The organism is Botryobacter ruber, from assembly GCF_003347595.2.
GTDB classification, from domain to species: Bacteria; Bacteroidota; Bacteroidia; order Cytophagales; family Hymenobacteraceae; genus Pontibacter; species Pontibacter ruber_A.
Genome location: NZ_QCZK02000023.1, coordinates 1 through 12534 on the forward strand (window position 1 = coordinate 1; position 12534 = coordinate 12534).

Here is a 12534-nt window from a genome sequence, read left to right on the forward strand (position 1 = left end):
ATCGCTTCTTAAAAGTTTGGTCGCTTCTAAGATACGCTACAACTCTACTTTTTAATCAAGCTATATCCCCTTCTTATATCCGTTGCAACAAAGTCGATAAAACCCCTTACTTTTGCAAACCGAATGAATATTCAATTAACAAACATAATCCTGATTGGAAAATCTTGCCGATAAGAAAAAAGCGATTTTAGAGAGTACCCTGGAGCTGATAAAGGAAAATGGCTTTCATGGCACGCCCATGAGCCTGGTGGCCAAACAGGCCGGTGTGGCAGCCGGAACCATCTACCACTACTTCGACAGTAAGGATACGCTCATTTGCCAGCTTTTCCAGTACCTGCGGAACCAGTTGTTAGCAGTTGTCCGCAACAGCGATGTCCCCGGAAAACCCTACCAGGAGCGGTTTTATGATTTATGGAAAAGCCTCTGCTCCTTTTACACCGGCAATCCGAATGTACTGGTATTTTTTGAGCAGTTCATCAACTCCCCCTACAACAAAAAACGACTGGAAGCTGGCCCCGACCCTTTTCACCAGCTCATCTTCAGTTTCCTGGAAGAAGGCGTTGAAAGTGGTTACCTGCGCCCCGTAAACCCGGAAATACTGGGGGTATTGCTACACGGCAGCATCGTCAGTACAGCTAAAACCTACAAGTTTGGCAATGTGCAGCTAGGCGAGGCTGACCTGGAGCAGATACGGCAAATCCTTTGGGACGGCATGGCAGCGAAAAAAAATTGTTAAACTTTTTCATCAGACCTGTGTTTAAACAAAGTTTTAGTTTCTGCTGCTGAACCTGCGCAACCAAATCTGCAGCTGCATTACCTGCAGCTTTACCTTAAACCTGAAGCTATATACCTCCATGAAATACCTGAAACAAATTAAACCGCTGCTGCTGGGCTTACTCCTGCTCCCCTCCCTCCTGCAGGCCCAAAGCAGTCCGCAAGCTCCTTCAGGGCCGCTGACGCTGGAGCAGTGCATCAGCTACGCCCTCAGCAACCGGCCAGACGTAAAACAGGCCCAGCTCGACGAAACCATTGGGGAGCGGCAGATCCGTGCCAGCCTCTCTGCCTGGCTCCCGCAGCTTTCGGCCCGCTACACGGTGCTGCACAACATCAAACTGCAAACGGCAGCCTTCGGCGATAATGTCGTGACGCTGGGCACGCGCTACAATTCCAACATCCTGCTGCAGGCCGACCAGACGCTCTACAGCAACGAGGTAGCCGTAGCCACCCGTGCCGCCCGCTTCACCCGCGAACAGCTCGACCTGAACACGCTGGACACCAAAATCAACACGGTGGTAGCGGTCAGCAAAGCTTTTTACGATGTGTTGCTCACGCAGGAGCAGCTCCGGATACTGGAGGAAAACATTGTACGGCAGGAAAAGCAGTACCGCGACGCCCGCAGCCGCTTCGAAAGCGGATTGGTAGACAAAACTGATTACCAGCGCGCCAGCATCACGCTCGCCAACACCCGCAGCGACCGGAAACGTACTCAGGAATCTATTAAGGCGAAGCTGGCCCTGCTCAAACAACTGATGGGACTTTCGCCGGAGACAGCTTTAGACATTTCGTTCGACCAGAACCTGATGCAGCAGCAAACATTACCCGACACCACCCTGCAGCCGGATTTTGCCAACAGGGTGGAGTTGCAGCAACTGCGTACACAGCAGCAGCTGCTCAAACTGAACACCAGCTACTACAGATGGGGCTTTTTACCCACCGTTTCTGCTTACATCAATTACAACCCCATCTACCTGAGCAACAGCTTCAGCGACCTCTACAGTGTGGCGCGACCTGCCTCTGCGGTAGGGCTGCAGGCGGCCATTCCTATTTTCCAGGGAACGAAGCGGTTACAGAATATCCGGATTGCCGAGCTGGAGGAAGAGCAGCTGGTCCTGGACATGGAAAATACCCGCAGCGTGATCAACACCGAATACCAGACGGCCCTGGCCAATTACAAAAGCAACTACACCGACTGGCTGACGCTGCGTGAAAATGCAGAGGTGGCCGAAGAAGTGTACAACATCATCAAGCTGCAGTACGACGAAGGCATCAAAGCCTATGTCGATCTGATTGTAGCTGAAACCGACCTGAAAGCCACGCAACTCAACTACTACAACGCGCTGTACCGGCTGCTCGCCAGCAAACTGGATTACCAGCGCGCCATCGGAACCATAAACGTCAACTAACACCAGCAAACCGAAAATAATGAAGCGAAACTTCTACAGGCTGCTTACAGCCATCATACCCTCTGTGTTGCTCCTGTCCTGTGGCGAGGGAAACAACACACCGCAACAGAATCCTGCAGCTGCCGCGGTGCCCGTTAATACCTACACGGTAAAAGCGGAACACGTCACCGGCACCGATACCTACCCCGGCACGGTAGAGCCCCTAAACGAAGTGGAGCTGCGTCCGCAGGTGGCAGGCTATATCACGAACATTTTTGTGCAGGACGGGCAAAAGGTAACAAAAGGGCAAAAGCTCTACGAGATAGACCGCTCCAAATACCAGGCGGCGCTTCGGCAGGCACAAGCCAGCGTACAGACCGCCAAAGCCAACCTGGCCCGGGCCACCAAAGACCTGGAGCGTTACGAACGACTGGAAGAAAAAGAAGCCATTGCGCGCCAGCAGGTAGACTATGCCCGCACCGATGTGCAGACCGCACAGGCACAGCTGCAGGCGGCACAGGCGCAACTCGCCAGCGTTTCTACCGACCTGGGCTACTCCGTCATCACCGCCCCCTTCAGCGGCACGGTTGGCATTTCGCAGGTACGGGTGGGGGCGCAGGTATCGCCGGGGCAGCCGCTGCTAAACACCATCTCGTCCGACGATCCCATTGCCGTTGATTTTGTGATCAACGAACAGGAAATCCCACGCTTCAACCGCCTGATGCAGGGCCAGCAACCGGATTCCCTTTTCACCATCACCCTCTCCGACGGTACGAATTATCCGCATCCGGGCAAGCTTTCTGCAATCGACAGGGCCGTTGGCCGCCAGAGCGGTACCATTACCGTACGCGTCAGCTTTCCAAACCCCAACCGCCAGTTGATAGCCGGCATGACGGTAACCGTGAATGTGCTGAACCAGGATATTGGCGAGCAGGTGGTGATTCCTTACCGGGCGGTAACGGAGCAGATGGGCGAGTACTTTGTGTATGTGGTGCAGGGCGATTCGGTGCAGCAGCAAAACCTGGAACTGGGTACCCGCCTGCAGGACAAGGTAGTGGTACGCGAAGGCCTGAAACCCGGAAGTACGATTGTGCTGGAAGGCATGCAGCGCCTCCGCCAGGGGGCAAAAGTGCAGACGGGTACACCTGCCGCAAGTAAATAAGAAAATTAACGGTACAAGTTAATCTCTCCGACGAAGCTAATTCTTATACTCATTTTTTGATGCTAATTCGGAATTACAAATCCGAATTAGCGAAAGGAATAGAGATAAACACCTGCAGCACAGCAGCCTGCCGCTGCCAGGTAAGCGAACATCAATATTTAAACGAACAACATGATTTCAGATATATTTATCCGGAGGCCCGTTACCTCCATCGTTATCTCGGTGGTAATCGTACTGGTGGGGGTGCTGGCTATAATGAACCTGCCGGTTACGCAGTACCCGAACATTACGCCGCCGGTGGTTTCGGTTTCCGGTACTTACCCCGGAGCAGACGCGCAGACGGTGGAGCAGACGGTGGCTACGCCGGTCGAGACGCAGATCAACGGTACGCCGGGCATGGCTTACCTGAGCTCCAACAGCACCAGTACCGGCCAGATGCAGATGAACGTTACCTTCGAGGTAGGAACGGACATCGACATTGCCACACTTGATGTGCAGAACCGCGTCAGCATTGCAGAACCCAGGCTGCCGGAAGAAGTACGAAGGCTGGGGCTGGTGGTCCGGAAACGGAATCCGAGCATCATGATGGTGCTGGGCATCTACTCTCCCAAAGGCACCCACTCCATCGAGTTTCTCGACAATTACACGAACATCTTCGTGCGCGATGCCTTGCTGCGCGTGCCGGGTGTGGGCGATATCTTTGCGCTGGGCCAGGATTTCAGTATGCGCGTATGGCTGAAGCCGGACAAGCTGGCGCAGTACAACATCAGTACCAGCGAAGTAACGGCCGCCATCCGGGAGCAGAACCTGCAGGTAGCCGCCGGTACCGTAGGAGCCAATCCGCAGTTCGATACGCAGGCGTTTGAGTACCCCATAACAGTAAATGGACGCCTCTCCACGAAAGAAGAATTTGAAAACATCATTGTGCGCACTAACCCTTCCGATGGTTCGCTGGTGTACCTGAGCGATGTGGCGCGTATTGAGTTCGGACGCTTTGATTACGGCCGGTACTCCGCAGTAAACGGGGAACCTTCTGCCATGCTCCTGATTTACCAGGCACCGGGAAGTAACGCCCTTGAAACAGCTGAAGGCGTATATGCAGCGGTAGAAGAACTGAAAAAGAGTTTCCCTGCCGATGTGGATTATGTGGTGTCGTATGAGTCGGTGTCGGTGGTACAGGTGTCGATTGACGAGGTGCTGCACACGCTGCTGGAGGCGCTGGGACTCGTAATCCTGGTGGTGTTCCTGTTCCTGCAGAGCTGGCGGGCGACGCTGGTACCGATCCTGGCTATCCCGGTTTCGATTATCGGTACATTCGTCTTCTTTATCCCGCTCGGCTTTACCATCAACACGCTTACCCTCTTTGGCTTTGTACTGGCGATTGGTATTGTGGTAGACGATGCCATTGTGGTAGTGGAAGCCGTGCAGCATTACATCGACCATGAACGGCTGTCGCCGAAGGAAGCGACGCACCGGGCCATGAAAGACATCACCGGTCCTGTTATAGCCATTGCCCTTATCCTGGCGGCGGTGTTTATCCCGGTGGGCTTTATTCCGGGCATTGTGGGCCGATTGTACCAGCAGTTTGCCATCACCATTGCCATTTCGGTTTTGATCTCGGCTTTTGTGGCGCTTACGCTAACGCCTGCCCTGTGCGCGCTGATGCTGCGGCCCATGAATGTAAACAAGGATTCGAAGGGGCTGAACAAGTTCTTCTATAAGTTTAACAACTGGTTTGCCCGCACCACCGACTCCTACTCCAGGGGCGTGCGGAAAAGCATTAAGGCCACGCCGCTGGTGCTTATCCTGCTGGTGTGCCTCTATGTAGGCACATTCGGCCTGTTCCAGGCGAAACCGACCGGCTTTATCCCGACCGAGGACGAAGGACGTTTGTTTATTTCGTTTGAATTACCGGAGGCATCCTCTTCCACAAGAACCAAAGAACTGCTGCAGCAGATGTCGGGGATGCTGCAGGAGGTGGACGCTATCAAGAACTACACCGGTATCGGTGGCCTGAATGCGATTAACTTCTCCAACAAACCCAACAGCGGCACCTTCTTTATCCAGATGAAGCCCTGGTCGGAGCGCGATGACCCTGAGCAGCAACTGGAGGGGGTAATCGGGCAGCTGAAGCAGAAGTTCTCCGTGATCAAAGGAGCAAGCATCGTGGTAGTGCCACCGCCGGCCATTCCGGGACTGGGGCAGACGGGCGGTTTCAGTTTTATGCTGGAGCAACGTGCCGGGGGGGATATAAAAGAGCTGGAACAGGTGCTGGGGCAATTCCTGGCTGCCGCGAACCAGCGCCCTGAAATCGCCATGGCCTACTCCTTCTTCACAGCTAAAACCCCGGGCTACCACATCGAGGTGGACCGGGAAAAGGCAAAGAAGCTGGGAATTCCGGTATCGGATGTGTTTGCCGCCATGTCGTCTAACATGGGCAGCCAGTACATCAACGATTTCACCCGCTATGGGCGTAATTTCCGGGTGGTAGCGCAGGCCGACACGGCGTACCGCAGCGACATCAAAGACCTGGAGCAATACCACGTGGTAACGCGTAACGGCGAGTCGGTGCCGCTGAGTGCACTGGTGTCGTATAAGGTGGTGGAGAATGCCGCCCTGATTTCGCACTACAACCTGTTCCGGTCTACCGAGATAAACGGTAACGCAGCGCCGGGCTACAGCAGTGGTCAGGCTATAGCAGCTTTGGAGGAAGTGGCAGCAGAAGTTTTACCTGCCGGTTACGGCTACGACTTCTCGGGCCTGAGCCGCGAGGAAATGGCAGCTGGCAGCAGTACAGTTATTATTTTCTCACTGTCTATCCTGCTGGTGCTCCTGTTGCTGGCCGCCCTGTACGAGAGCTGGTCGGTACCGTTCTCAATTCTCTTTGCCTTACCCCTGGGAGCCTTCGGCGCCATCCTGGCCCTGACCCTGCTGCCCAAACTGACGAACAACGTGTATGCCCAGATTGGTCTGATTACCCTAATTGGTCTGGCCGCGAAAAACGCCATCCTGATCGTGGAGTTTGCCAAAGAGCGGGTAGACCGGGGCATGGGACTACTGGAGGCAACCATCGAGGCTGTAAAGCTCCGCCTCCGCCCCATCATCATGACCTCGCTGGCCTTTATCCTGGGCGTAGTGCCGCTGGCCCTAGCCTCAGGTGCAGGAGCTGTTGCCCGCCAGACCATCGGCTGGACGGTGATCGGGGGTATGCTGGCCGCTACGTTCCTGGCTATTTTTGTGGTGCCGGTGCTGTTTGTGGTAATTACGCGGTTAGCCTACGGCAAAGAGAAACTACGCGCTATGCAACGGGATTACACCGCCAGCGATCTGGCTCATGATCCCACTGCCGGCGAAGCGCATATTTAAAATTCTGTCTTGACCTTTGATTAAAGTTGATTTTCCTGATTGAGCAGATTTTTGAATTGATATGATTTCTTAAAACTTGGATTCAAGAAAGCATAATTGCAGGCATTTATGAAATCAGTGTAATCAGGAAAATCAGCTTTAATCAAAGGTCAAGACAGATTATCACTCTTTCCCCCGCATCTTCTTTGCCATGGCATCCCACTGCTCCTGCGGCACCTGGTCGAAGGAGTTGAATTCGCCGGCTCCGTAGAGCCACTCGCCCCCATCAATCGTAATTACTTCGCCGTTTACAAAAGAGGCATAATCCGACACCAGGTAAGCGGCCAGGTTTGCCAGTTCCTGGTGCTCGCCAAAGCGGCCCAGCGGGATGCGCTTCAGCGGGTCAACCTGGTCGGCAAGCTGTTTCGGGAACAGGCGTGTCCAGGCGCCTTCTGTGGGGAAGGGTCCGGGGGCAATGGCATTGGAGCGGATGCCGTACTTTGCCCATTCCGAGGCCAGCGACCTCGTCAGCGCCAGCACACCCGCTTTTGCACAGGCTGAAGGCACTACATAGCCGGAGCCGGTCCAGGCGTAGGTGGTAACGATGTTTAGCACAGCAGCAGGCTGCTGCTTTTCAATCCAGTGCTTCCCGAAGGCGAGGGTACAGTTGTAGCTGCCCTTCAATACGATATCGGTTACCACATCAAAGGCTTTGGGACTCAGGCGCTCCGTCGGGCTCACGAAGTTTCCGGCTGCATTGTTCACCAGTACATCCACTTGTCCAAATTTCTGCAGTGCCGCCTGCAGTACTCCCTCAACTTCAAAATATTTCCGCACATCACACACCACAGGCAGCACCTGTCCGCCGGTTTCCTGCATCAGTTCATCAGCAGCCTTTTCCAATACCTCCTGTTTACGGCTGCAGATCACGGCGTTGGCCCCCAACTCCAGGAAGTACTTTACCATCGACCGCCCCAGGCCGGTGCCGCCGCCGGTTACCACTACTGTTTTGCCTTTCAGGGCGCCTTCTTTCAACATAGGTTCAGCTTTCATAGTCTATCATTTAGTTGAAATTATTTTACGGAAGTGTGGTAAAAGTGCTGAAGAAAGATAAACAATGCTATATTCAAACAAATAAAATTATCGTATGATTTTCAGGAACTATGGAATGATGCTATGAACCAGGAACAACTAAAACAGGAACTCAAAAAGGCAGCAGACGGCCTGCTGATGCTGAGCGAAACAGAAGAAGCAATTGAATGTTTTTTTCATGAAAAACCGGATCATGAGCCTTTCACGCCGGATCTGGTGGTAAAATGGGCAGGGAAACCGGCAGGAAAAAAAGTAGAGGTACAGGAGCTGGATTACTTTTTCCGGAACATGGTGCGCGAAGATCCGGACGAAGGGCCGCAGCAGCATGAGCAGGCTGCACGCTTCCGCAACCTGGTAGCTACCTTAAAAGAGCTGCTGCAGGATGTGAAGGTGTACAAAATTGATGAGATCGGAGTAGATGTGTACATCCTTGGCAGGACTCCGGATGGCGACTATGCCGGCTACAAAACAATTGTGGTGGAAACCTGATATCCTAAGCTTTTACAATCTAAACAGAAGCCCCTGCATTTTTCGCTACAGGGGCTTCTGTTTACACCATATTGTCCTTACTCGCTTCCTTCTAAATACTTCTCCTTCCTGTCATCCCGGAGGGACCTTGTGGTTTAACTGCAGAAACAGCTGCTAAAAGCCGAATCGTAATGGAAGATCCTTTTTACTAGTTGATATAATCTTATCAGGAAACTGTGGTTTCTCACGCCCTTCTGGCTGTTGATGAGCAGCAGAAACTGTGGTGGCAGGTGCAGCGAACCTCAGTGAACAAATTACTGCAGGAAATTTCTTTCCGGGCTTATTGGGTAGGCCCTGTATCCACCTTCGCCTCCAGTATATTCTGAACCTGTGCAGGCACATTGGAAAGCAGGTCGTAGCCTGTTTTGGTTTCGATGGCATCAACGGATGTGCGGTAGCCATCCCAGTCGTTGCTGATGCTGTTGGAATTTGGTGTGTCTACGGCTATTACCCGGGTGCTGGCGGTAACGCGGCTCACATCGTTGGTACCTAAAGGCAACACGACGATTACTTTCCAGATGCGGCTGGGAACGGTAATCTTTCCGCTGGCGATGGTTTCTTTCTGGCCGTTGCTGCCATCCCCGCCCCTGCCATAGTTTCCCATGATCACGTAAAGCTCGTTGCCCTGGTCTACCAATGTGCGGCAGTAACTCTCGAGGCTGGCCCAGGTGCGCTGGTTGTTGTTAGGAGCCTGCGGAATCATGTTCGTCATCAGGAAAGTGGCTGAATTATCTGCCTCGCTTCCGGTACGGTCGGCGGAGGGGCAGTTGTGGCCGCGGTCGAAGCCGCTGCCGGTGTAGTCACTGTTGAGTACTTTGGTAAAGCCGGCGGGCAAGGTGTTGTCGGCTCTGAAGTCATCCTGGCGGGGCGCCTCCCCCAGCCAGGCTTTGCTCAGGTGCCAGCTCACCCAGTTGGGTATGCCCTTGCCGCTGTTGTACGACAGGCTGTACTGGGGCTTCTCCAGCAGGTAGTTGTTGGCATCGGTTCCGGCCCCACTGGGGTTGCCCATGGCCATGTTACTTTCACGAACCGTATCCTGGTCTGGTGCGGGTGCCTCTTCGGTACAGGAAAACAGGAACGATACCAGGAACACCGGGTACAGCAGGTTTTTAAGATATTTTATCATACAGAAAGGGGATAGCTTCCAAAGGCACACAAGTTACAGCTAGCCGGAGAAAAAGCAAAACCTGCACAACAGGGGCAGCAGTAAAAGAAGTGGTGACAGCAGCTGCAGAAAAAAACCAGCGTATAAAGCCGGAAATTGTTCTGCAGCCCCTGTCACCACGCCCACTGCACCTCAACCTAGGGTTGAAGCAATTAAAATTATTTTACTGATTTTAAGCAATTAGCATCCACAGCCACACCCGCTACTCCGCCAGCAGGGCCGAAGCGTTTTCGGCTTTGCCGTTCTCTTCGGTCTGCACGAACAACGTACGGGTCGGATAAGCAAACTCGACACCCATTTTGGCAAACTCCTCAAATATGCGCAGGTTAATCTGCTGGTGGATGTTCATGTACACCGTGTAATCTGAATCAAGGATGTAATAAACGGTTTCGAAATCGAGGCTGGAATCTCCGTAGGACACGAAATGGGAACGGTCGAACTCTACCGGGCTTTGTGCCAGAACAGCCGCTTTGATCACGTCCGGAATTTTGCGCAGGTTCTCCAGGGATGTCTGGTAGGTAACGTTTAGCTTGAACACCACCCGGCGACGCTGCATGCGCTTGTAGTTATGAATACGGGAGTTGGTCAGGTCGCTGTTCGATACGACCAGCTGCTCGCCCGAAAGCGTTTTAATGCGGGTTGTTTTCACGCCGATGTTTTCGATCACCCCGTTTTTATCGTCAATCACCACAAAATCGCCTACCTCGAACGGCCTGTCGAAAAAGATAACGAAATAATTGAACAGGTCGCCCAGGATGTTCTGAGCAGCCAGCGCGACGGCAATACCGCCAATCCCCAGGCCGGCCACAATGGCGGTGATATCGTAGCCCAGGTTGTCGAAGAGAAACATCAGGCCGACAAACCAGATGATCACACTTATAATCAGGTTAATACCCTGCAGCTGTTTAACTTTTTCTTCACCATTATCCTGACGCCTGATGTACGACTGCAACAGCAGTTTTACGGTATTTGATACAAACCGGATAACCAGGATTGTTACAGCAACGGTGGTGATGGCATAGATGGCATCTTTTACCTTTTCGGCCAGGAGCAGGTAGTTCAGACCGATGTAGATCACGCCCACATACAAAGCAGGAATACCAAAGCGGTCGGCACTTTCCACCACATAATTGTCAAGGTGGGTATTGGTTCTGCTTGTCCACTTCTTTACCTTCTGCAGCACAATGCGTCTGAAAGCAGCAACTAAAATGGAACCGATCAGGATGATGGCGAGGGCAATAAAATAATCTTCTACCGAATTGGAGTAATAGGTTTTTTCTAATAATTCTGTCATCTTAATATTTAAGGGTTACTAAACTGAAAGCATCATCAAAACGTGCAGCAGGCAAGGCGGAGAAGCTTAATTCAGGGCTCCTGCACCATTTTTCAGCCTCCCAATCACGAAAAAAGGAATTATCTGGCTAGCAATCAAAAAATGACTCAAATTTTATACCAGTACCGGGCACACCACTGGCAGTAGCAAATATAAAATTCCCGAGGCGAGCACCAAAGAGAGCCGGCCTGGCTGTGCGAAACCAGGGTAACTTCAGGCAGTTGTGTCTGTACCAGCTTTCTCCCTGCGGTACCAACGACAAGCCGCACGAAGGCGACAGGTTTTCGGGAAACCGGAGATCACCGGCAGGGAGCATCCTGATGGAAACATCCGAATGAGCCTATAAGCTAATAATCAAATTGCTAACCAGGAGACACTAAAGTTTTTCTTTACCCTCACTGGCTTTCTGTTCCTGTTCCCGGGCAGCTTTGCCTATCTTCCGGATAACAGGCCGGATGATGATGCGGGTGCCGCTTTCGTAGGTAAAGAACTTGTACATCCAGTTACTCAGCACCACCAGTTTGTTCCGGAAACCGATCAGGTACATGATGTGCACGAACAACCAGGTTACCCAGGCAAAAAATCCGCTCAGGTGTACATTGCCCGGCAAATCGGCAACGGCCTGGTTCCGCCCGATAATGGCCAGCGAACCTTTGTCGTGGTACTTGAAAGGCTCCAGCGGCTCGTTGCGCAGCAGGTGTTTCAGGTTATCGGCCAGCAGTTTGCCTTGTTGAATGGCAGGTTGTGCCACGCCGGGGTGGCCTTTGGGGTACTCGTCGGTTTTCATGAGGGCAATATCGCCAATGGCAAAAACTTCGGGAAAGCCTTTGACCTGGTTAAATTCATTAACCAGGATGCGGCCACGCTCCACCGACTCCGGCGGCAGGCCATCTACCAGAGCACCTGCTACGCCGGCAGCCCAGATCAGGGTGTGCGTATGGATTATTTCTCCTGACTTGAGCGTTGCCACTTCGCCATCATAGCTGTCCACGAGCGTGTTCAGCCGGATGATCACCCCCTTTTTATCGAGGTACTTGTGTGTCTTTTGGCTTGACTCGGGGGCCATGGGCGGCAGCACCCGGTCCATTCCTTCTATCATGTAGATGTTCATCTTGCTGAAGTCCAGGCCCGGGTAATCGCTGGGCAGCACGTGCTTGCGCATTTCGGCCAGGGCGCCGGCCAGCTCTACTCCCGTAGGGCCGCCTCCTACAATCACGAAGTTCAGCAGGCTCTGCCGCACTTCCGGATCGGTGATCATGTTGGCCTGCTCAAACGACTGCAGCAAATGGCTGCGCAGCCGGATGGCGTCCGGAATCTGCTTGAGGGGGAAGGAGTACTTCTCTATTTCCTTGTTCCCGAAAAAGTTGGTCTTGGTTCCGGTCGCTATTACCAGGTAATCGTAGGTGGTTGTTCCCACCAGGGTCGTAACGGTTTTGGCCACCGGATCGATTCCGGTAACGCGGGCAAGCCGGAAGTGAAAGTCTTCGTACTCATCGCCGAACATCTTGCGCAGTGGCTCTGCAATGGCCTCGGGTTCCAGGCCAGCTGTTGCCACCTGGTACAGGAGCGGCCAGAAGCCATGGTAGTTCTGCTTATCGAACATCACCACCTGGAAATCTTTCCCGGAAAGTTTCTTAACCAGGTTGATACCGCCAAAGCCGCCACCAATAATAACGACACGCGGTTTGGTAGTAGCAGGTATGTTAAGTGACAGTTTATCAAATTCGTACATATTCGTACATAAAGG

At 53.0% G+C, this 12534-nt stretch carries 9 protein-coding genes; 5 read left to right on the plus strand and 4 right to left on the minus strand.

Annotated features, from left to right (window positions below; all coding sequences use genetic code 11):
• Nucleotides 1–154: 154 nt before the first annotated feature.
• From DCW36_RS05170 to DCW36_RS05185, 4 genes are all read left to right on the plus strand, one after another.
• Complete coding sequence (locus tag DCW36_RS05170; RefSeq protein ID WP_114783923.1) at nt 155–736, plus strand: TetR/AcrR family transcriptional regulator; 582 nt, start codon at nt 155–157, stop codon at nt 734–736.
• Between the two features lie 118 nt (nt 737–854).
• Complete coding sequence (locus tag DCW36_RS05175; protein WP_114783925.1) at nt 855–2183, plus strand: TolC family protein; 1329 nt, start codon at nt 855–857, stop codon at nt 2181–2183.
• 19 nt (nt 2184–2202) lie between these two features.
• Nucleotides 2203–3324 (plus strand): efflux RND transporter periplasmic adaptor subunit, encoded by a 1122-nt coding sequence (locus DCW36_RS05180; protein ID WP_114783927.1) that lies wholly within the window; start codon nt 2203–2205, stop codon nt 3322–3324.
• A gap of 171 nt (nt 3325–3495) precedes the next feature.
• The gene (locus tag DCW36_RS05185; protein ID WP_114783929.1) at nt 3496–6690 is read left to right on the plus strand and encodes an efflux RND transporter permease subunit; all 3195 of its coding nucleotides are present in this window, start codon (nt 3496–3498) and stop codon (nt 6688–6690) included.
• Nucleotides 6691–6852: 162 nt separating this feature from the next.
• Here DCW36_RS05185 and DCW36_RS05190 read toward each other — a convergent pair whose 3' ends face one another.
• Nucleotides 6853–7722, minus strand: a complete 870-nt coding sequence (locus DCW36_RS05190; protein ID WP_114783931.1) for an SDR family oxidoreductase — start codon at nt 7720–7722, stop codon at nt 6853–6855.
• A gap of 123 nt (nt 7723–7845) precedes the next feature.
• Here DCW36_RS05190 and DCW36_RS05195 point away from each other — a divergent pair, with 123 nt between their 5' ends.
• On the plus strand, nt 7846–8250 hold the full coding sequence (locus DCW36_RS05195) for a nuclease A inhibitor family protein (protein ID WP_114783933.1): 405 nt from the start codon (nt 7846–7848) through the stop codon (nt 8248–8250).
• A 319-nt stretch (nt 8251–8569) separates the two neighbouring features.
• Here the strand turns inward: DCW36_RS05195 and DCW36_RS05200 are convergent, their stop codons facing one another.
• The 3 genes from DCW36_RS05200 to DCW36_RS05210 all read right to left on the minus strand — a co-directional run bounded on the left by DCW36_RS05200 (nt 8570) and on the right by DCW36_RS05210 (nt 12519).
• Nucleotides 8570–9415: a DNA/RNA non-specific endonuclease gene (locus DCW36_RS05200; RefSeq protein WP_114783935.1), complete on the minus strand. Its 846-nt coding sequence runs from the start codon at nt 9413–9415 to the stop codon at nt 8570–8572.
• A gap of 241 nt (nt 9416–9656) precedes the next feature.
• Complete coding sequence (locus tag DCW36_RS05205) at nt 9657–10748, minus strand: mechanosensitive ion channel family protein (protein ID WP_114783937.1); 1092 nt, start codon at nt 10746–10748, stop codon at nt 9657–9659.
• Nucleotides 10749–11163: 415 nt separating this feature from the next.
• A complete protein-coding gene (locus tag DCW36_RS05210; protein WP_114783939.1) occupies nt 11164–12519 on the minus strand; it encodes an NAD(P)/FAD-dependent oxidoreductase in 1356 nt (451 codons plus the stop codon).
• Nucleotides 12520–12534: the final 15 nt, after the last annotated feature.